This window comes from Rhodococcus yunnanensis NBRC 103083 (genome assembly GCF_001895005.1).
Lineage (GTDB): Bacteria > Actinomycetota > Actinomycetes > Mycobacteriales > Mycobacteriaceae > Rhodococcoides > Rhodococcoides yunnanense.
In genome coordinates, this window is sequence record NZ_BCXH01000001.1 from 261,206 (window position 1) to 282,070 (window position 20,865).

Below are 20,865 nucleotides of genomic sequence, written 5' to 3' on the forward strand. Positions count from 1 at the left end.
CTGACACCGTACCCGCTCTGACACCTGCAGGGGCGTCACGGTGCTTGCCGCCACCAGGCGAGGACATACAGTGCCATTGCCGTGGCCAAACCGGCGACGACCCACAGTACGAGCGTGTAATCCACCCAGGACCCTATCGGGGGATTGCCAGGGAACAGGTTTCGGATGGGGAGTACCGCGAACAACATGACGGCGAACCACGTGACCATCGGTGGTTGGAATTTCTTGCGATTCCGAATCGTCTGAATCGTCACGAACAGCGCGCACAGCGGTAGAACCAGCAGGACGGCGCAGACCGCGAGGGCGAAGATCAGTGATCCGGCTGTTCGGTGCGCCGTGATGTCGAACGACTGACCCGACGAGGGATCGGTGTCACCGGCGTCGATGTTCCAGCCTGTCAAGGAATTCGTGACCGCAACCTGCGCTGGAACAGGCACCGGCCCTGATCCGGAATCACGGAGCACGCGTACCACGACATCGGTGGCCTGTTGCGAGTCGAAAGGCCACTGGGTGATGTCTCCGTCGGAGTACAAGGTCACCGGAAGCGCGCCGACTCTGGTGCCGCTCGGGAACTGGAGTGGTCCGTCGATCGCCGTCGGAGACAGATCGACCTCCACATCGTCGACGAGATATCCGTTCGCGTCCAGCAGTGAACTCCCCGGATAGACGGACACCCGAGCGCCGATCGAGAAGTTCTCGCCGTCCACTGCATCGACATCGAGATAGACGAGCGCACCTGAACTCTCCGGCTCCCGTAGATCGGGTGTGTCGGTGTCGCTTCCGCTCGCGTATGCGAATACGACACCGACGTAGGTCACCACCGCGAGAACCGCTATGACAATGCCACGCCACGTCCACGCTCGGCCACGGGCCGTGCCCTCGTCATCAGCACCCACGGGGTAAGCCTCTCTCGGCCTCGACCTTTCGGGCACCGCGGTCGGGCTCCGATTCGCGGCAAGTCTATTGCGCGCGAGCGCGGCGCGAGTCGATTTCGAGTGCGGGGCCCGAGCGGTGTGCGATCAGAGGGACAGTCTTCGGCTCGGCTCAGGCGCGGAATCGGTACGGAAGACCCGAAGCAGCAGCGCGATCCGCTCACTGTCGAGGACGCCGAGCGTCGTGCCGAGGGACGTCGACAAGTCCTGTAGCTCCGTGCCACGATCAGAGGAAATGGATTCGATCTCCTCTGCCCGGTTCGCGTACAGGAACAGTGGGGTGATCGGATGTACTGCGTATCCACGTCGTTCGGCGTCGACCCACAATGACTGTGCGATTCGGCCGCCGCGGATGTAATCGGCAGGCGTCTCACCGTCCACCACAACGGCGACCACGGCGGAACTTCCGCTGATCCGATCGTGTGTGTCCCGTCCCAGCATCGATCCGGCGTCCCAGTCCGCCAGCGCGCCCATCACGTCCGATCTGGCGAGAACGTCGAGCATGATCAGCTCGTCTGCGGCGATCCCCAACGACGTGACCTCGATCCCGGTGTCTCCGTGTGCCGAGAGGTCCGCGCCGGTCTCCGGCCATCGCAGTTCGCTGATCATCTCCCCGTGAAGCGGACCGGTGAGAAATCTGATGCGATCGCCTGCAGCGACGATGTCGGCGACCTCGTCGATGGTCCCCGGATCGATGATCACGATTGCCCGTGCGTCCGCGCCATCGGCTACAGCGCCGAGTTCCTCTGCATCGGCGAGAGACATCGATGCGGCGATGGGCGCGGCGCGGTTGGTCGCCCGAGCCAGCACGTGCGTGATGTCGAGTCCGCTGCGCGCGTGTCCCTCGGTCCCGAACTCGACCCGAACCGCGGTGTCGACACCGTGTCCGGTCACCACCACGTCGCCGAGTACGCCGCGGTCTGTCGCGGCTGCAATCGCGTTGTGGACGGCGGCACCGAGTGCGACGAAACTGCCGCGGTAGGCAATGTCGACCGAAGACGAACGAGCGGGATCGACTCGCAGAGTGATTCCCGAGTCGTCGACGTCGAGAGACCACGGCTGCGCATTGCCGCCTGACGGGGCCCGGCCGGCGGCGAACGATATCGCAGAGGCCGTGTCGAGAGTCCGGTACACCGCAACCGGCGAAGGACGCTCGTCTTGTTCTCGCGTGACCTCGCGCGTCACGACGGGCACGTCTCCCAGCAGATCCAGCGTGTCGTCGACATCGATGCGGATCCGACCCGACGGAAGAGGCTCTCCCAACCCGAAACGTCGAACCGCAGCCGCGACCGATGCGCCACCGAGCAGGACATCGCCGCCGAGCTGCGGCCACGTCGACAGTGTTCTGCCCATTTCGAGAAGCGATGCAGCCATTCGTGTGGACAGTGCCTTCGGATCGAGAATGCGCAAACCCAACGGAACCTTCTGCCTGGCAGTCAGATCCGCCAGCGACGTGCTGTCGATATCACCGACAAGACCGTGGAACAGTGGCCGATCCGGCTCGAGGTCGAAACGCTCCACGTCGAGCACCCCACGGTCGCTGGTTTCCATGACAACGGGAATCCGTCGCGCGCGCGCCCGTTCGCGGACCAGTACCTTGACGTCGAACGAATCGCATTCCTCCAACACCAGGTCGAGCCCGTCGAGGAAGTCGTCGATGTTGTCTGTCCCAATTCCGTCGGTCCGTACGCGCACCGGGAGGTAAGGATCGATTTCGGCAATTCGCCGAGCAGCCACGATCGCTTTGTTCACACCCAGATCGGCAAGAGAGACCGGGATTCGGTTGAGATTCGACAGATCGACGTCGTCGAAGTCGACGAGATCGAGTGAACCACACAGGCCTTCCATCGCCAGTGCGTAGGCCACTGTGTGTCCGACCGAGAGTCCGACGACACCGATGGACAGTTGCCGCAGCCTGTCCTGCTCGGACGCGGTGATCTTGTTCCGATTGCGATCCAATCTCAGTCGGTGGAAGCCGGCTGGGCCGAGTACGCGAACTGCGGTCGATCGCCACGGGTAGTGCACCCAGCGAGGCTGCTCGGCAAGAGCCTCGTCGGACGGCGGGGGAGTGAGTGATCGGAGCGAGGCGAGCTGTTCGTCTGTGGTGTCGAGCATCCGTGTTCCCTCGGCGCGCACCTGTTCGAGTTGGACGTCGGTGAGAAATACGGCGGAGGAAATGTCGATTCTTCCCGTCGAACTACTCGCTGGGGACGTGCTGTGATTCATCGGTTCCTCTCGGGGCGACGGGACTGCGTGAGACATCCGGTTGTTTCATCTTCTACTGTTCTTCGGTTGCGGAACCGGCGGGGATAGCTGCCTGCGTTGTGCGGTGGCCCTTTCACCGCCCACAATCGAACACGGTGCACCGCATCGCAGTGGCCCTCGCCGACATTCGTCGGTCCCCTCATGGCGTCCGAGTAACGACGGGCGCTACACGCGAAAGGTCTCTTCATGACTGTCTCTTCCCTCGACCGAACGGCATTTCGAACTGCGCCCTGCGATGTGGGCAGAGCCGAAATTTTCGACGACTCCACGGGCCTCGGTCTCGTACGAACCACCCCGCGTGAAGATCCTGGGTTGTGGGCCGAGTTCCTGCGCGGCGCGCGCAGGTCGTACGAAAAGCATGGTGTGACGATGGCGATGGAGCAGGACGCGCGTCGAATCGGCGCCGAAACTGCCCTGTTCTTCGCCACGATCGACAGAGCGGGCGACGTCGTCGGCGGAGTCCGCGGCCAGGGTGCGTATCAACGTGCCGAGCAATCGCACGCGCTGACGGAGTGGGCCGGAAATCCGGGGCGAGACATGATCAGATCGATGATCGATTCGCGCGTGGGCGACGGTGTCGTGGAGATGAAAACGGCCTGGGTCGGTTCCCATGCCACCGATCCCGGACTGGTGGCAGGCGCACTCGCGCGCGTCGCCATTCCAACGATGGATGCCATGGACGTGCGGTGGGTCATGGCGACTGCGGCCGAACACGTGCTCCGACGATGGGAGTCGTCCGGTGGACGCGTCGCCGAATCCGTTCCGCACGCCGCGTATCCCGACGCGAGATACAAAACCCGCATCATGTGGTGGGACAGGCACTCGATCCAGGACGACGCGCAACCGGTCGTGCTGTCTCTGATGCGTCGTGATGCGCGCGCGTTGGACAGGTCGGCGACGTCCGCGGCCGCGTGAGATGCAGGCCTCGGCTCACGATCTGGTCTGCGCAACGAAGAGCCTGCACCTGGGCATCGATTCGCTGATGACGAGATTCCGGCCGCCGGACTTGGCCTTGTAGAGCATCCGATCGGCAGCAGTGGAAAGTTGGTCGATGATCGTCTCGGTGGAATCGCCGGATCCGCGATCGATCAGCACCGGTGCGGACACCGCACCGATGCTGATCGTCACATCGGTAGACTTCTCGACCTCACGGCGAATTCTTTCGACGATGTCGGTCCACTCGTCGACCGAGTCCACCATCGTCAAGATGATGAATTCCTCACCGCCGAGGCGGGCAGTGAGAGACCCGGATGGGATCATCTCGTTCATGACGTCGACCGTGTCGACCAGAACGGCATCGCCGCTTGCGTGTCCCCGTTTGTCGTTGATGGACTTGAAGTGGTCGATGTCGATCAACGCGCATCCGATTTCGGTTTCGGCGTGAGCGGCATCGATCAAGATCCGGGCGGTCCGCGCGTAGAAGCCGCGCCGGTTCAGCAGTCCGGTCAGCGGATCGATCTCCGCAAGATGCGCCGCGCGCGTCACTGCCCGTTCCAACGACAGACGCAGAGCAGCCACCATGAACACCGGCAACACGATCACAGTGACTCCTACGCCGCACGCCACCAGTGCCGCGGAGAACGACGTCGCCTCGGCCACCGACACAAGCGAAGCAAGGAGGATTGCGTACGTGGTCGACCATGCGACAACCCGTGGCGTGGAGGCCATGGCCGCGATCGCCGGAATGGCCGACAGCAAGGTGACGATCGCTCTCGCCGCTGCCGGGTCCGTCACCAGATAGGCCGCGACCGCGATGCCGGTCATCCCGAGGAAACCCAGCATTGCAAATGCTCGGTCCGTCAGTCTGCCCATGACCAACGTCGATACGAAGCTGATGACAGTGCACACCCAGACCACGAGGAGACTGGGCAGTGCTCCTGGCTTGAGAAAATCCGCAGAAAGCAAAGCCAACGCGGGCAGCGGAAGAGCCCCGGATGTACTGAACAACACTGCCGTGGACCGTGCGTCGGATCGGCTCCACCACCACTGCGCCCACCGTCTCGGAAACGAGGGTTCCGTGACAGTCGGCACGGGTTCCGTTGTCTGTCGACCCAACGCGTTACCCGACAGCATCGCGGAGTTCGTGGGTTGGGTCGCTGCCCGCTGACGTGAAAGCCACCCCCGTGATACCCACGACACCGCGCACCTCCGGGAACACGATCACAGCCTCCACACCTTCTCCGTAGCGCACCGAGCAACAGCGCCCCAACATGTTGATCTTGTAGTAGATCACAATGCGGCCCTGCCGGGATCGAACGACTCGTGCAAGTCGCGATGCGCACGACAATACGGACCGAATTCGTTTTTCGTCGCCGCTATCCATCGGGTACGTAACCGACTCGAGAATGAAACCGACAGGTCTCACGGAGAACTCCAGCGCCGTCGGCGATTCGGTGCACTACGCCGTTGCGGATGCGACCGTCGGTCGCAAAAACATGCAGCTGGTCGACGTCAGGAATCGGCGCTGCTGATGCTGGGGCGGCCAGGCAGAGCTCGCCGTACGTCGGATGTGCGCGGCAGGACGAACCAACCGGGGAAGCCGCGCCGCAGACTCTCGGGCCCAGAGATGCCGAGCACCTCCGCCCTGAGGGCCTCGTGCCACGACATGTCACCACTCCAGATCTCGGTCAGCCCGCGCAACGTGGCCGAGACGGTCAGCGACACGTCGAAGCCTGGATCGACGTCGCAGATGTCCACGTCGTGACCATCGAGGACCAACCACCAATCCCCGGCTCTTTGTTGCACATCACGAATTCTGAACTTCACGACAGTCCGTCCGACCGGAACCGCCGAGGTATCGACACGTCGATGCATGTCCCACATGAGCAGCCGCGGATCGAGATCCGAATCGCCCAGCGTTCCGATCCATCGAGCACCCCAGGATCCGAGAGCTTCGACGACCGATCGCAGTTCCAGTCCTGCATCGGTGAGGGTGTAATGCACTTCGTCGCCGACGGTCCGCCTTTCGACGACACCGGCAGCAGAGAGCTGATGTAGCCGCTTGGACAGCAGGCTCGGGGACATGCGGGGGAGTCCCCGGCGAAGATCGTTGAACCGTTTGCTTCCGAGAACGAGTTCTCGCACGACCAGCAGGGTCCAGCGCTCGTCGAACAACTCCATCGCCTTGGCGACGGGGCAGAACTGGTGGTAGGTCGCCCCCATAACCCGAATTTTATGCCCGTCCGATGCTCATCACCAGGGCGAGCAGTACAGATTCAGTACTGGAGACGGGCGCTGTCAGGTTCCTACCATTCAAGTACAACCAGATGGGAGGGAAAGTGACATGACTGAATTCGTGGACACAGTCGCTGCCGATCGGGCAGTGAAAGAGGCACACCGGTCGATGTGGGGGATGGGCGACTATCCGGCCGTGGCTTCCGAGGTGATAGGTGATCTCGGACCGATCCTCGCCGAGGCCTGTTCGATCTCGACAGGTCAGCGAGTGCTCGATGTGGCTGCCGGTAGCGGAAATGCCGCGCTCGCTGCCGCGGCACGAGGCGCACGCGTCGTAGCAGGCGATCTCACACCGGAGTTGTTCGAGGCCGGTCGACGTAGTGCATCCGACCGAGGACTCGAGATCGAGTGGCGCGAAGCCGACGCAGAGGCAATGCCGTTCGCAGACGGTGAATTCGACGCGGTGATCTCGTGTGTCGGAGTGATGTTCGCGCCGCATCACCAGGTCGCTGCAGACGAGCTGATCAGAGTTGCCCGCCCAGGAGGGGCGATCGGATTGATCGATTGGACACCGTCCGGGTTCATCGGCCGGATGTTCGCGGTAATGAAGCCCTACGCCGCGCCGCCACCTCCCGGCGCGCAACCGCCTCCGCTGTGGGGTGACCGAGCGCACATTCGCGAGTTGTTCGGTGACCGAGTGGTCGACTTACGTTGTGAAGTACGGCAACTCGACGTCGATGCCTTCGATCGCCCAGCCGCGTTTCGTGACTACTTCAAAGCAAAGTACGGTCCGACGATCGCTGTGTATCAGCGCATCGCTGCAGAGCCGGAGAAGGTGAAGGAGCTCGATGCCGCACTGGAGGATCTGGCGACGGAGTTCTTCGATGGGACACGAATGCACTGGGAGTATCTGTTGGTCACCGGTCGACGCGCTGGATGAGATCGGTGCTGGGTGACGGCCGTCCCGACGCTGGTTTCCGTCGGTCGATTATCGATTCTCGCCAGCACAGGCCTGTGCTGAACGTACTGTTTCGTGAGGATCGATCGACCGGATCGAAGGAGCCACATGACGGACGAGGGTTCTGGACTGGCACGCCACGAACGTGAAGCAGTTACCGGCGCCGGTGAAACGGCCGTCCGCAGCCTCCGGTTCTGGATCACACCGATCGTCGTGGTGTCGGTGTTGATGTCGGTTCTCGCGGCGGTCTACATGGGCGGAATTCTGGATCCGAAGAAGAGTCTGCACGACTTTCCGGTCGCCCTCGTCGTCAGCGACGAGGGCGACGTTCTGGCAACCGGTGAACAGGCGAACTTCGGCAACGACATCAGAGATGCACTCGTATCCGGAATCGATCCGGACACCGTCGACCTCCGACAACTGGGAATCGCCGAGGCGCAGGACCAACTCGACAGCGGTGAAGTGTTCGGCGCCATCGTGATTCCCAGCGACTTCACGAAGCGACTGTCGATCCTCGGCACGGCGAGCGTGGTCGCCGGGGAGGTCGAGAAGCCGGTGATCACCGTGTACACCAACCCGCGGGCAGGAACTCTCGGTTCGTCCCTCTTCAGCGCTATCGGAGACCAAGCACTCGGCGAAGCGAACAAGCAGGTGGGCACTCGACTCACGGAGGCCGTCGACGCCCGACTCGGACCGTCACCCGACGCGGTGATCTCCGGAGCTGCTGCGCTGACCCTCGCCGATCCGATCGACATCATCGTCACCGCACACAACCCGCTTCCCGGCGGCACGGGCCTCGGGCTGTCCGCCTTCTACTATGCGTTGTTGCTGCTGCTTGCCGGGTTCACCGGTGCAATGGTCGTCAGTGCATTGGTCGACAGCGCCCTCGGCTTCACGCCGACGGAGTTCGGTCCCTTCTTTCGGCACGGCCGGGCCGCACAGATCACGCGGCTTCAGACGATGCTCGTGAAGTGGGCGCTCATGGCGGTTCTCGGCCTCGTCGTCTCCGGTCTGTACCTGTGGATATCGACGTCCCTCGGGATGCCCTCGCAGCACTCGTTGCTGTTGTGGATGTACGGAAGTCTGGCAATCACCGCGGTCGGCGTCACCGCTGTGTCCATCGTGTCGGTGTTCGGAGCGCTCGGTCTGCTGATAAACCTGATCCTGTTCGTCGTCCTCGGATTGCCGTCCGCAGGAGCGACTGTTCCGATCAGCGCCGCGCCGCGGATATTCGGATGGCTCTCGGAGTTCGAACCGATGCATCAGGTGTATCTCGCCGTGCGGTCGATCCTGTACTTCGACGCGCGGTGGGATGCGGGTTTGGGACACGGCATCACCGCGACACTGGTGGGAATGGCCATCGGACTCGCGTTCGGACTCCTCGTCGTCCGGTACTACGACCGCAAGGGCTACGAACGCCGCAACGAGGGGTCGGCGGCCTCGAGAGGAACCTGACGTCATTGCCTCGGCATGTTGTGCGGGGTGATGACATCGATCTTCGACCGCACGGCTCCGACCGCACCGGGCAGGGCTCCGTGAAAGGTCATGATCGACCGTGCTGCAGAGCGCATGTCTTCTCTCAGATCGTGGTGCAGCACCGCCGTCAGGTGCCCGGTCTGCAGAAGAGCGCGATTCTCCTGCCCCAGGTCGTGACCGATGAACACCTCGCATTCTCGCCGGGCGTCGGAGAAGGCGTCGAGGATGCCGGAATTACCACCACCGATGGAGTAGACCGCGCGGATGTCCGGGCTTCGATCCAGCTCGTCGGCGACCAACCGGCGAGTCGACTGATCGAGGCCGTCGGTGTCCGAGATCTCCACGATTCGGCGCCGCGCATCCTGAGCCCGCATCGCGGACCTGAAACCCATCTCTCGCTCTTCCTCGCCGCGGAAGAAGTTGCGGCTGGTCATGACCAGCACGGCAGCGTCCGAATGCCTCAGCCACTGAGCTGTCAGGTACGCCGCCGTGGTGCCGGCCGCACGATTGTCCATCCCGACGTAGGCGATCCGGCTGCTCGCCGGAACATCCGTCACGAGCGTCAGAACGGGAATCCCAGCGGCCGTGAGTCGATCGATGGCGGCCTCGACCACGGGGGTGTCGGGGGCTTTGAGAACGACGCCGTGGCTACCTTTGTCGGCAATGGAATCCATGGTGGCCACGAGGTCGTCCACGGGCCATCCCTCACGAAGATGGAAACGCGCACGTATCGCGGCCGGCCGAAGAGCGGGCAGCTCCGCCTCGAGGGACTGCCGCACGAGGCGTGAGAACCTGTTGGGTGTATCCATCACGACGTCGACCATGAACGTGCGTCCTGACAGTCGCAGTTGCGTGCGCTGGCGATCGAGGTCGGCTATGGCTTGCTCGACCTGCAGTACCGTCCCCGCGCGTACTCCTGGACGCTTGTGCAACACGCGGTCCACCGTTGCCTCGCTCACCCCGGCCTGTCGCGCGATCTCGCGTACCGGATACGGGTGGGGCATCGGATCTCCTGAGGGAAAGTTGATGGATCTGCGGGTTGATTGCACTCACTGCCGTTCCCGAGAATAGACATACCGAGGCGATGAAGACCACCGAGCACCTCGCCCCCTTGCAACGTTAGGAACGAATCGATGACCAGCAACGTCAGTCAGTCTCCACGCACAGATCGGCTCAGCGAGATCGATTGCGACATCGACGAGTTCCAGCGGCTGGTCTCTCGGACGACATCTCTCTCGGACTACCGGTTCGCCTCCGACGTCGTGAAGAACGTTCTGATCTACGACGCACCGTCCCTCGTCGACACTGTTGCCGATGGGGAGACCCGGTCGCTGGTGCAGGACGAACTCGCCGATGCATTGCTCAACGGACCCGGCATCGTCGTGTTCAAGCGCGCGTTCACGACCGACAACGCTCTCGACGAGACCACCGCGTATTTCCACCAGGTCATCGAGCAGCAGCATCGGTCAGGCGTGTCGAGCGGAGATCACTTCGCGAAGCCCGGGGCGAACGACCGAATCTGGTCTGCACTGCAGAAACTCGCTGTCGAACGCCCCGACCTCTTTGCTCGTTACTACTCCAACGACATTCTGTCCCTCATCTCCGAAGCGTGGCTCGGCCCGATGTACCAGGTGACCTCTGCGATCAATGTCGTCAACCCGGGCGGCAACGCGCAGAACCCGCATCGCGACTACCACCTCGGCTTCATGTCGACCGACACGGCGGCGCAGTTCCGCGCGCACATTCACAGGCTGTCGCCGGCGCTGACTCTGCAGGGCGCAGTGGCGCACTGCGACATGCCGATCGAGAGCGGCCCGACGATGTACCTCCCGTACTCGCAGAAGTTCGAGGCGGGCTACATCGCATTCAATCTCCCCGAATTCCGTCAGTACTTCGCGGAGAACTACATTCAGTTGCCGTTGGAAGCCGGTGACGCTGTGTTCTTCAACCCTGCACTGTTCCACGCCGCAGGGCACAACACATCCAGCGACATCTACCGCATGGCGAACCTGTTGCAGGTGTCGTCGCCGTTCGGCCGTGCACTCGACAGTGTCGATCGCGACGCGATCTGCACCGCTCTGTACCCGACGTTGCTTCAACTGGCCTCGGACGGACGCGATCGCGCGTTGGGCAACGTCATCGCGGCATCGGCGGAAGGGTACGCGTTCCCCTCGAACCTCGACCTCGATCAACCGATCAGCGGGTTGGCCGGTGAAACGCACGCCGAGCTGGTCCACCGTGCGGTGGCAGCCCTGATGGATCTACCTACGTTCGTCGAAGCGCAGGCAGCACTCGCCGCACGCCATCGCCCATGACGAGAAGTGAGGGGCCGGCCGCGTTCGCGGGCTCGGCCCCTCACTTCGCTCCGTCGGAAGCGAGGATGGACAGCAGGAGTTCCGCACGCACTCGTGCGCTGGCCAGATCGACATCGAGGAGGTCCTCGATGCGAGATATTCTGCCGCGCAATGTGTGTCGGTGCACGCCGAGCTGCGCCGCTGCTGTCTCCCATTGGCCGTTGGCCTCGAGGTACGCACGTAGCGACGCCAGTAGTTCGCCTCCGTGCGCTGCGTCGTGAGCGGCGAGTCGGTTCACCGTCGACACAGCCATGGTGAGCAGTGCCCTACGCACTGGTTCGGACGCAAGAACCAGCGAACCTCGGGCAGTGCCGAAATCGACAAGACGTTCGCTGCGACCGGAAGCGGCAAGACTCATCGCCAACCGAGCTTGCTCCGCTGCGGTCATCACGCCGGACAACGAGTGCACAGCACTGAGACCCGCACGGAGCGAAGGATGCTCGGGCAGTAGCCATTCTGCGAACTCAGCGTCGTCGTCCCCTTTGAGCACTATCGAGACGGTCGCGGCGTCGTGCCGAAGAAAGACGTCGCGTCCCAGTGCAGCACTTCGTTCGTCGACGCGACGTGCGATCTCGACCGACCGATCAGCGGTGGCGGTCAGGACGCGGATCCGCCCGTGTGCGTCGGCTGCATCGACGAGATAGTCCGGAACCGAGTGTGCGTCGAACCGGCCGTCGAGCAGAAGTGCGGTGGCCACGGTGTGCAGCCGGGTCTGCTCGGCGCGAAGCCGTGCAGGTTTTTCCAGCTCGAGGGTCAGCAGCGACACGGCGTGACCGAGCAGAACCTGCTCGACTCCTGTCACCGGACCCGCCGTCACCATCGCGAGGTGGCCCGCTGCTGTGGTCGACAGACCCACCGGCTGCATGGTCAACGTTCGACCGGGTTCACTGACCGACATGGAGGACGTCGCGCTCGCCGACGTGCCTCGTCGCGCGAGAATCTCGCGTGCCTCGGCCACCAGTGCGTGCGCCGTGTTCGGATGTACCGCTTCGGTGCGTACGCCGATGTAAGCGACTTCGGTGGAGGTCGCGATCGCGAGTTCCTTCACCAACGCGTCGACACCGCCGCGCAATGCGGCACGAGTGATACGCGTCTGCACCTGTGCCGCACGCAGGACTTGTTCGTACTCCTGCTCGGCGATCTTGTTCATCACCGTGCGGACGACCGCGGCGAACGGGGTTGCGAACGGAACCTCGAGCACGGGTAGGCCTGCTGCGTCGGCCTCCGCCAAGAGAAGCGATGGAATTCTGTTGTGTGACAGACCGGTTCCGAATCCAAGGCAGGCCACGCCTGCATCGCGGAGTCGGCGGACGTACACGCCGAGTTCGGCGCTGTCCGCTTCGAAGCCGAGGCCGGTCGTGAGCACGAGTTCGCCGCCGGACAACCACGGGCTCGGATCGACGAGCTCGGTTGCGTGAACGAAGGCAATGGGCGCGGTACCCACTCTCGGACCACCTCGCTGCGTCAACTCGAGGTGTTTCTGCGTCAACAGCCATGGGATGTGAACACTCACATCTGGGAGCCTAGCCGCCTGTGCCGAAGTGGAGTGGCTATGCCGAATGTTCTGTACACATCGTCACGGTAGGACCAGCGGGCGACGTCGCATACTCGTAGGGGAATACCGCAGAAAGGCGCAGTCATGAACACCATCGAGTACCGGCTCCCGCAGGAGCGTCGTCGCGTCACCGAATTTCCAGGCCCCCGTTCCGCGGCGCTGGCCGAACGGCGTAAAGCCGTCGTGGGTGCAGGCGTTGCGTCGACGTTGCCCGTCTACGTCGCGGACGCGGACGGCGGCGTGATCGTCGACGTCGACGGAAACTCGCTGATCGACCTCGGAGCAGGAATTGCCGTGACGAGTGTCGGAGCCTCCAACCCCACCGTCGTGGACGCAGTACGGGAACAGGTCGGCCATTTCACGCACACCTGTTTCATGATCGCTCCGTACGAGGGTTACATCGAGGTCGCCGAGAAACTGGCCGAGTTGACCCCCGGCGATCACGACAAGCGCAGTGTTCTCTTCAACAGTGGCGCCGAAGCAGTCGAGAACGCGGTCAAGATCGCGCGTCATGCAACGGGTCGGGACGCGGTCGTGGTGTTCGATCACGCCTACCACGGCCGCACCAACCTCACGATGGCGTTGACCGCGAAATCGATGCCGTACAAGAGCGGTTTCGGGCCGTTCGCCCCCGAGGTCTACCGCGTGCCCATGTCCTACCCCTTCCGCGAAGGTTTGAATGTCGACGGCTCGGAGATCAGCGGCGCGCAGGCGGCTGCCCGTGCCATCTCGGTCATCGAGAAGCAGATCGGTGCCGACAACGTAGCAGCGCTCCTCATCGAGCCGATCCAGGGTGAAGGCGGATTCATCGTTCCTGCCGACGGGTTTCTGCCTGCCCTCTCGGCGTGGGCCAGAGCCCATGGTGTCGTCTTCATCGCGGACGAGGTGCAGACGGGGTTCACGCGCACCGGGGCGTGGTTCGCGAGCGAGCACGAAGGCATCGTCCCGGATCTGATCACGATGGCGAAGGGCATCGCCGGTGGTTTGCCCCTGGCCGCAGTGACCGGTCGTGCGGAGCTGATCGACGCCGTTCATCCCGGCGGCCTCGGTGGCACGTACGGCGGAAATCCGGTCGCCTGCGCAGCCGCACTGGCCTCCATGGAACAGATGGAAACACTCGATCTGAACGGCCGTGCCCGCGCGATCGAGGACACCGTGACATCGCGATTGACAGCGCTTGCGGACGAGATCGACATCATCGGCGAGGTACGTGGACGCGGCGCAATGCTCGCCGTCGAATTCGTGCTGCCCGGTGGTGGCCGCGCACCCGATGCGGAGGCAACCAAATCGATTGCGGCACTTGCCTTGCAGGACGGTGTGGTCATTCTGACCTGCGGCACCTACGGCAACGTGATCCGTTTGCTCCCCCCTCTCGTCATCTCGGACGCCTTACTGGACGAGGCACTGACCGTTCTCGAGAATTCCATCCGTATCGTCGCCGAGGAGAACTGACATGACTGCAGTGCACGACCTGATCTCGTCGCTTCCCACCGACCTCTGGCTCGGAGGCAAACAGACACCGGGATCGACTGGGGCGCGTTTCGCGGTGCTCAACCCTGCCACCGGCGATCAACTGACCACCGTCGCCGACGCGACCTCCCAGGACGCTCTCACGGCTCTGGACCTCGCCGATTCGGTTCAGTCGTCCTGGGCAGCAACTCCGGCACGTGAGCGCGCCGAGATTCTGCGCCGTGCTTTCGACTCGGTGAACTCACGCGTCGAGGACTTCGCGTTGCTGATGACCCTGGAGATGGGGAAGTCGTTGCAGGAGAGCCGCGGTGAAGTCGCGTACGGCAGCGAGTTCCTGCGGTGGTTCTCCGAAGAAGCAGTGCGCATCGGTGGCCGCTTCACCCAGGCGCCTGCCGGAAACGGCCGTATTCTGGTGACCAAGAAACCGGTAGGGCCGGTTCTGGCCATCACCCCGTGGAACTTCCCGTTGGCGATGGGGACCCGGAAGATCGGTCCCGCCCTCGCTGCGGGGTGCACGGTGATCGTGAAGCCGGCCGAGGACACACCGCTGACGATGCTGCTGCTCGGCCAGATTTTCGCGGATGCCGGGCTGCCGGCCGGTGTGCTTTCCATCCTTCCCACCCTGAATGCGGCCGCCGTCAGCGGGCCGTTGATGGCGGACCCTCGCCTTCGGAAGGTGACGTTCACCGGTTCCACCGGCGTAGGCAAGCTGCTTGTCCGCAACGCAGCCGATCGATTGCTGCGGACCTCGATGGAACTGGGCGGCAACGCGCCGTTCATCGTTTTCGACGACGCCGATGTCGATGCTGCGGTGGACGGCGCCATGCTGGCCAAGATGCGCAATGGGGGAGAGGCGTGTACCGCTGCGAACCGGCTGTACGTGGCCAACTCGGTTCGAGAAGAGTTCACCTCCAAGCTGACCGCACGAATCGAGGCACTGACGGTAGGCGCCGGAGATATCGGCGGCACCGACATCGGGCCCCTCATCAACGCCAAGCAACGTACGACAGTGACCGCGCTGGTCGACGACGCGGTAGCCAAGGGTGCCACCGTGCGTACGGGCGGCGGTGCGCCCCACGGCGCTGGATTCTTCTTCACGCCCACCGTGTTGGACGACGTGCCTGCCGACGCGAATTTACTGCGCGAGGAAATTTTCGGACCGGTGGCGGCAATCGTCGGATTCGACACCGAGGCCGAGGCCGTCGCCGCGGCCAACGACACCCAGTACGGACTGGTCTCGTACTTCTACACACGCGATCTCGATCGCGCGATGCGCGTGTCGGCAGCTCTCGACTCTGGAATGGTCGGCGTCAACAGGGGTGCGATCTCGGACGCGGCCGCTCCCTTCGGCGGTGTCAAGGAGTCGGGGTTCGGACGCGAGGGCGGCACCGAAGGCATAGAGGAGTACCTCGAAACCAAATATGTTGCGCTGCAGTGACCTGTCACTGACCGAAGGACGTCGTCGGATCGGCCGCCTGGTCCAGTGGTCGATCCGAACGACCGGCTCCGAAGATTCGTGAAGCGAGGAACGGCAGCACCCGGGCTGTGATGGCCTCGTTGTATCGCTCCGGCTCCTGTCGTGGATTGGCATGACCGGTGCCGTCCATTCTCACCACACGCAACTGACCGCTGGCTCCGCCGACTCGATCGAGGAGGATCGACTGCGAATAGTCGATGTCGACGACGCCGTCGGCCCCGCCGACGGTGGGGCGCATCAGAATGATTGCCGGAAGCGGCTTTCCACGCGTCGGCGCCGTCAGCGCATCGAGGTTGTCGAGGGCGCCGGACGCAACGATCGTCTTGAACTGAGATTCGATGAAACCGTTGCTCGCGGCGGATCGATTGAGGATCTTGTCGCGCAGGACCTCGTCGAACGCGTCGACGGCGTTCGACCACTCGATCCCCGGATACCACGTCGAATGCGTATCGACGAATCGATCGGAGCGGGCCGCCATTTCGACGACCGTTCGGAGCGAACGACTTTCACGGGCTCCGGGGAGCCACCCGATCCAGCGAAGCAGGTTCGCCCCCGCATCACGACCCTCGCTTCGCACCGCGTGCAGATCGAGCGGTGTACTGTCCAGGACCACGCCCGACACACGCCTGTCGGTGTCCTCGTAAATGTGTTGCGCCACTTCGAGAGCGACGACGCCGCCCATACTGTGGCCGACCAGGACGATGTTCTCCACACCGGCAGCGGAGGCTCTGTCGGCCACGATTTCGCTGATGACACGAGTGTCGATACCACGGTTGTCGTATCGCAACGCCCACACGTTCCCGATTCGATCGAAGGCAGGCAACGAGAACGCTGTCGGCGACGCGTCGACGTTGCCCAGTCCGACCATGTCCACCACAGCGGTGTTGTTGCCCTCGGCGCTGCGGGCGTCGTAGATCTGGTCGACCCGAGGCGTCGTTGCAGCCAGTCTGCGTTGCTCCGGGGCCACATCCAGGGTCCAGTACTGTCCGAGAACGATCAGCACGGGGATGGACGCCAGTAGTACTCGGAGAATGGCACGACGCGTTCGCCCGTACACGACCCAGTCGCGTCCGAGCCGAGTCTGCGCAAGTCTGTCGCGGCGCAGCTGGTCGTCCCACTGCACGAAGGAATACTCTCCGAATTATGTCTCGACGCGTGTGTGTTCACTGTCCACGGTACGCGTCCACTCGGTACGGACATCCTGAGTGCTGAGCGCCTCGATGCCTCACGAAGCGAGGAAGGGATCCACCCCGGGCATACTGTGGCCGGCCAGTTCGCGGTGTACGTACCATTCAGTACCGAACATCGCACGCCGCTGCGCATCTGTCATGTGCGCGAACCGACTGGCGCCCCCGCCTCGTTCGAGTTCGGACCTGTGCGCTGCGAACGCAGCCCACTTGGTCTCGTACCACGCATTCACATCGACGGTCAGATTGACGAGTTCGTCGGATATCCCCGGAATTCCGGTGCCCGGCGCAGGCGCGGGCGAACCGAACAAGGTCAGCCAGTGCTGCTCGATAGCACTACGCGGGAAAGTGGCAAGACACAGATGTCGGGGCGACCATGGCTGCCCGGCGTCACGAAAGAGCTGGTCGTAGCCGGCTGCCTCGACCGCCGCGAGTGTCGTTCGATGCGCATGAACGTGATCGGGGTGCCCATACGATCCGAACGCGTCGTAGGTGACGACTATGTCGGGTCGAAAGTCTCGAATGTGGCCGACCAACCTGCCCACCGCTTCGTCGAACGGCGCCGAGCAGAAGCGGACTCCATCGTCGAACGCATTGTCGGTGTAACCGAGCAGGCGTGGTTCTCCGGCACCGAGAATCGTCAATGATTCGCGAAGCTCGTCCACCCTCGGATCACCGTCTCGCCACGTGCACGTGACGACTGCCGTTCGACCGCCTGCCTGAGCGGTACGCGCGAGAATCCCGCCCGTGAACAGCGCCTCGTCATCAGGATGGGCGTGTACGCACAACACACTCGGGATCGTGGTCATGCTGGCAGGTTAGCGGCTCGACACTGCGGGGCAGGCGAATCCGTCCGCGGTTTCGGATCCGTCACTGTCCGGGCCTTGTTCGATTGTGGTGCGCACTGATTCGGTTCGGCAGTCACGAAGGAACAACAGGAGGGACGAACTCGAATGTCGTACCGAGCAGCCATACCAGGACGAGGACAACGGGTAGGTGAAACATGAATTGGAGGAATGTGAACCCGATGAGATCGCGGGCACGCAGTCCGAGGACAGCGAGAAGTGGAAGCATGAAGAACGGATTCACCAGGTTGGGCAGCGCCTCGGCAACGTTGTAGATCTGAACCGTCCAACCCAGATTCATCTGCACGTCGGTGGCGGACTGCATGACGTAGGGCGCCTCGACCAACCATTTGCCGCCGCCGGAGGGAACGAACAGGCCGAGAACGACCGTGTAGACCGCGATCACGACAGCGAACCCGCCGCCGCTACCGATGTCGGTGAAGAAGTCCGCCAGATGCTCGGAAATGGTGACGCCGTTGCGTCCCTCGGCTTTGGTCAGAATCGCGGCCATGGAGGCATACAAGGGAAACTGGACGAGGATGCCTGCGGTCGCGGGAACGGCCCGCGCGACTGCGTCCAAGAATCGCCTCGGTGTTCCGTGCAGCACGAGACCGAGTACCAGAAAGACCAGCAGGTAGCCGTTGAGGCTGCTGACCACCTTCAGAACGGGCAGTGTGAGCAGTTGCGATACCAACCACCCGAGCGTCATCGCCCCGATGAGAAGTGGCAGAACGCGGCTGTATTCCAACCACTCGCCGGGACGCGTCCGGGGGCGAGGCGCCGTGATCGTGTCGTCCAGGTGCACCTTCATCGACTCCGCAGTCCTGATGGCTGCCCCGCGCGGAGCCGACAGATGTGCGATCAGGACCGTCAGTGCCATGATCACCGCGCACATCACCAGCGACTGCCAGGTGAAGATCGTGGTCCCGAAGTCGAGCACACCGGTCACTGCGAGCAAGGTGGGTGGAAGCGAACTGGCCGTCGCCTGCAGCTGTGCCGCAGAAGACGACATTCCGAGAGCCCATACCGCACCGAGGCCCATGAACGCTGCAGCGCCGAGAGCGCGGTAATCGACACGCAGGTCGGCCCTCCTCGCTATGGCGCGCGCGAGGAGTCCGCCGAACACGAGGCTCAGTCCCCAGTTGACGAACGACACCGACATCGACAGGAACGCCACGAAACTCACCGCGGAGGCCGCCGATCGGGGCACTGCCGCGAGGGCGGTGATCAACTTCGCGACCGGTGGGGATGTCGCCACGACGTACCCGGTGAGTACGACCATCGCCATCTGCAGCGTGAAAGCCGTCAGGTCCCAGAAGCCGTTTCCGAAGGCATCGACCACAGCCTGCGGCGACGATCCGTTGGCGAACGCAAGCACAGCAACGGCGAGAACCCCGACGAGCGCGAAGATGTACGCGTCCGGAAACCACTTTTCGGTTGCGCGGGCCAGGCCTTGCGCCGCGCGGGCAAGCCCCTTCTCCGAAGGTGCAGCGGTATCGGTGGCAGTCATCGACAGTTCCTCACGTGATCGGGGGAGCCTGTGAGACAGGCCACATGCTCGGATCAGCTTCCACCGACCCACACACATGCGCAAGGAATGCTCGTGCACATGCATTGTGCAGAAATGCAGGGCCTCGGCCGACACTCAGTGCTTACGGCCCTCGCGCAGCGTCCTGAGCGCGAGGGCGCGCAGTGGTCCGGTGACCGACGCATCGTCGGCAACGCACGTGGTGTCGCCGATCGACACACTCCACATGAATCCATCGGGGACCGGCGATGATGTGTCCTGCGACAGCGCCTTTTCCTGCTGCGGCGATTGCTCCTCCGGCAGTCGAGCGAGAAGAGGACGCGCTGCCTCGATCAGGTGTTGCCATTCGAGCAGCGTCCGCTCGTCATCGACGGTGTCGGTATCGACGTGCGCCCTGCGGGTGATGCCGGCGACACCCCCTGACCGAACCACCTCGACGAACATCTCACGTCCTCTGCGTCGCGGCGGCCGCTACATCGCCAACCGGTCCTGTACCACCCGCTGCTTGGCCAACCGGTACATCGCTGTCGCCCACCGTGATCCCAACGGTAGCCCAACCCTGTACTACTGCGCGGCGAACGTCGGACTCGTCTCCGTATCGGGCTGCAGCCGCAGCGACGGTAGTCGATGCGAAATCCTCGAAGGTGGCATCGGGCCGGAGCGCGCCGCCGGTCGCGACGTCGAACCACACTTGCCCGGCGCGATCCCATGCAGGCCCCGGAAGTGCCCTGGCAGTCACCGCGAACGCTCGATTCGGAATGCCGGAATTGATGTGCACGCCCCCGTAATCGGACCTCGTCTCCACGTAGCCGTCCATGTCGGCAGGCTGCGGATCCTTGCCGAGGACATCGTCGTCGTAGGCAGTTCCTGGTTCCAGCATCGAGCGCAGCGCCCGTCCCTCCACCGCAGGGAGAAAGAGCCCCTCGCCGACCAGCCAGGATGCAACCTCGGCAGTCTGACCGAGCGAGTACTGCTCGACGAGGACTCCGAATACATCCGACAGCGACTCGTTGAGAGCCCCTGCCTGTCCCGAATAATTCAGTTGCGACGAGAACTGCGTGAAGCCGTGTGCCAGTTCGTGCGCGATGACACTGATCGAGACAGTGAATCGGTCGAACACCTCACCGTCTCCATCGCCGAATACCATGCGTTCACCATCCCAGAACGCATTGTCGTAGTCGCGGTCGTAGTGCACCGTCGCATCGAGTGGTAGACCTCGGCCGTCGAGACTCGATCTGCCGTACACCTTCTCGAAGAACTCGAACGTGACGCCGAGGCCTGAGTACGCCTCGTCCACCGCCACGTCACCGCTCGGTGCTTCGGATTCCCGTCGCACCAGAACGCCGGGAAGATCTCGCGAGGATTCGGCGTCGAAGATCGAGCGGCGCAGCGCCTTTCGGCCGGGGACCGCACGCGGCGCAGTGAATTCGTTCGAACGTCGGCGGCCGTCGGCGAATTCACGGTCCACTTGCAGAGTCCTGGCGGCACTCGAAGCCGCATGATCGATGGCCACTCCGCGCCCACCGACATCGGTTCCTGCGGCTATTCGCTCGAGCAAGAACGGCGGAACCACAGGACGAATCCGATGTGCGGGCGGAGTACGGTCACTGTCTGCGGTGCGAGCTGGCATGCGGAGTACCTTCC

17 protein-coding genes are annotated in these 20,865 nt (G+C 63.5%); 6 read left to right on the top strand and 11 right to left on the bottom strand.

Annotated features, from left to right (window positions below; all coding sequences use genetic code 11):
* Positions 1-35 precede the first annotated feature (35 nt).
* Together RY1_RS01240 and RY1_RS01245 are read right to left on the bottom strand one after the other, a co-directional pair.
* Entirely contained in the window at positions 36-896 is an 861-nt protein-coding gene (locus tag RY1_RS01240) for a DUF4436 domain-containing protein (protein ID WP_084727101.1), read from the bottom strand.
* Positions 897-1,019: 123 nt separating this feature from the next.
* Positions 1,020-3,158, bottom strand: a complete 2,139-nt coding sequence (locus tag RY1_RS01245) for an Rv1355c family protein (protein ID WP_084727163.1) — start codon at positions 3,156-3,158, stop codon at positions 1,020-1,022.
* A gap of 225 nt (positions 3,159-3,383) precedes the next feature.
* Here RY1_RS01245 and RY1_RS01250 point away from each other — a divergent pair, with 225 nt between their 5' ends.
* Positions 3,384-4,112, top strand: a complete 729-nt coding sequence (locus tag RY1_RS01250; RefSeq protein WP_072801704.1) for a hypothetical protein — start codon at positions 3,384-3,386, stop codon at positions 4,110-4,112.
* A gap of 15 nt (positions 4,113-4,127) precedes the next feature.
* On the opposite strand, the gene RY1_RS01255 is transcribed toward RY1_RS01250, so the two are convergent.
* Positions 4,128-5,147 (bottom strand): GGDEF domain-containing protein, encoded by a 1,020-nt coding sequence (locus RY1_RS01255; RefSeq protein WP_169914540.1) that lies wholly within the window; start codon positions 5,145-5,147, stop codon positions 4,128-4,130.
* A 501-nt stretch (positions 5,148-5,648) separates the two neighbouring features.
* Positions 5,649-6,359 carry a winged helix-turn-helix transcriptional regulator gene (locus RY1_RS01260; protein WP_072801706.1) on the bottom strand — a complete coding sequence of 237 codons (711 nt, stop codon included), beginning with the start codon at positions 6,357-6,359 and terminating at the stop codon, positions 5,649-5,651.
* Between the two features lie 121 nt (positions 6,360-6,480).
* Between RY1_RS01260 and RY1_RS01265 the strand changes: the two genes are divergently transcribed.
* Positions 6,481-7,311 carry a class I SAM-dependent methyltransferase gene (locus RY1_RS01265; protein WP_072801707.1) on the top strand — a complete coding sequence of 277 codons (831 nt, stop codon included), beginning with the start codon at positions 6,481-6,483 and terminating at the stop codon, positions 7,309-7,311.
* A 126-nt stretch (positions 7,312-7,437) separates the two neighbouring features.
* The gene (locus RY1_RS01270; RefSeq protein WP_072801708.1) at positions 7,438-8,784 is read left to right on the top strand and encodes a YhgE/Pip domain-containing protein; all 1,347 of its coding nucleotides are present in this window, start codon (positions 7,438-7,440) and stop codon (positions 8,782-8,784) included.
* Between the two features lie 2 nt (positions 8,785-8,786).
* On the opposite strand, the gene RY1_RS01275 is transcribed toward RY1_RS01270, so the two are convergent.
* The gene (locus RY1_RS01275) at positions 8,787-9,809 is read right to left on the bottom strand and encodes a LacI family DNA-binding transcriptional regulator (RefSeq protein WP_072801709.1); all 1,023 of its coding nucleotides are present in this window, start codon (positions 9,807-9,809) and stop codon (positions 8,787-8,789) included.
* Between the two features lie 129 nt (positions 9,810-9,938).
* Between RY1_RS01275 and RY1_RS01280 the strand changes: the two genes are divergently transcribed.
* Positions 9,939-11,120 carry a phytanoyl-CoA dioxygenase family protein gene (locus tag RY1_RS01280; protein WP_072801710.1) on the top strand — a complete coding sequence of 394 codons (1,182 nt, stop codon included), beginning with the start codon at positions 9,939-9,941 and terminating at the stop codon, positions 11,118-11,120.
* A gap of 40 nt (positions 11,121-11,160) precedes the next feature.
* Here RY1_RS01280 and RY1_RS01285 read toward each other — a convergent pair whose 3' ends face one another.
* A complete protein-coding gene (locus RY1_RS01285; RefSeq protein WP_072801711.1) occupies positions 11,161-12,672 on the bottom strand; it encodes a PucR family transcriptional regulator in 1,512 nt (503 codons plus the stop codon).
* Positions 12,673-12,798: 126 nt separating this feature from the next.
* On the opposite strand from RY1_RS01285, the gene gabT reads away from it, so the two are divergent.
* Both gabT and RY1_RS01295 read left to right on the top strand, forming a co-directional pair.
* Positions 12,799-14,166 carry a 4-aminobutyrate--2-oxoglutarate transaminase gene (gene gabT, locus RY1_RS01290; protein WP_072801712.1) on the top strand — a complete coding sequence of 456 codons (1,368 nt, stop codon included), beginning with the start codon at positions 12,799-12,801 and terminating at the stop codon, positions 14,164-14,166.
* A 1-nt stretch (position 14,167) separates the two neighbouring features.
* Positions 14,168-15,622, top strand: coding sequence for an NAD-dependent succinate-semialdehyde dehydrogenase (locus RY1_RS01295; RefSeq protein WP_072801713.1), 1,455 nt, complete (start codon positions 14,168-14,170; stop codon positions 15,620-15,622).
* A gap of 4 nt (positions 15,623-15,626) precedes the next feature.
* Here RY1_RS01295 and RY1_RS01300 read toward each other — a convergent pair whose 3' ends face one another.
* The 5 genes from RY1_RS01300 to RY1_RS01320 form a co-directional block, all read right to left on the bottom strand.
* Positions 15,627-16,784 (bottom strand): alpha/beta fold hydrolase, encoded by a 1,158-nt coding sequence (locus RY1_RS01300; RefSeq protein WP_072801714.1) that lies wholly within the window; start codon positions 16,782-16,784, stop codon positions 15,627-15,629.
* 102 nt (positions 16,785-16,886) lie between these two features.
* Positions 16,887-17,657: a PIG-L family deacetylase gene (locus RY1_RS01305; RefSeq protein ID WP_072801715.1), complete on the bottom strand. Its 771-nt coding sequence runs from the start codon at positions 17,655-17,657 to the stop codon at positions 16,887-16,889.
* 112 nt (positions 17,658-17,769) lie between these two features.
* A complete protein-coding gene (locus RY1_RS01310; protein ID WP_072801716.1) occupies positions 17,770-19,203 on the bottom strand; it encodes a short-chain fatty acid transporter in 1,434 nt (477 codons plus the stop codon).
* A gap of 135 nt (positions 19,204-19,338) precedes the next feature.
* Positions 19,339-19,665 carry a protealysin inhibitor emfourin gene (locus RY1_RS01315; RefSeq protein ID WP_072801717.1) on the bottom strand — a complete coding sequence of 109 codons (327 nt, stop codon included), beginning with the start codon at positions 19,663-19,665 and terminating at the stop codon, positions 19,339-19,341.
* A 1-nt stretch (position 19,666) separates the two neighbouring features.
* Positions 19,667-20,851: a M4 family metallopeptidase gene (locus RY1_RS01320; RefSeq protein WP_084727106.1), complete on the bottom strand. Its 1,185-nt coding sequence runs from the start codon at positions 20,849-20,851 to the stop codon at positions 19,667-19,669.
* Positions 20,852-20,865 lie beyond the last annotated feature (14 nt).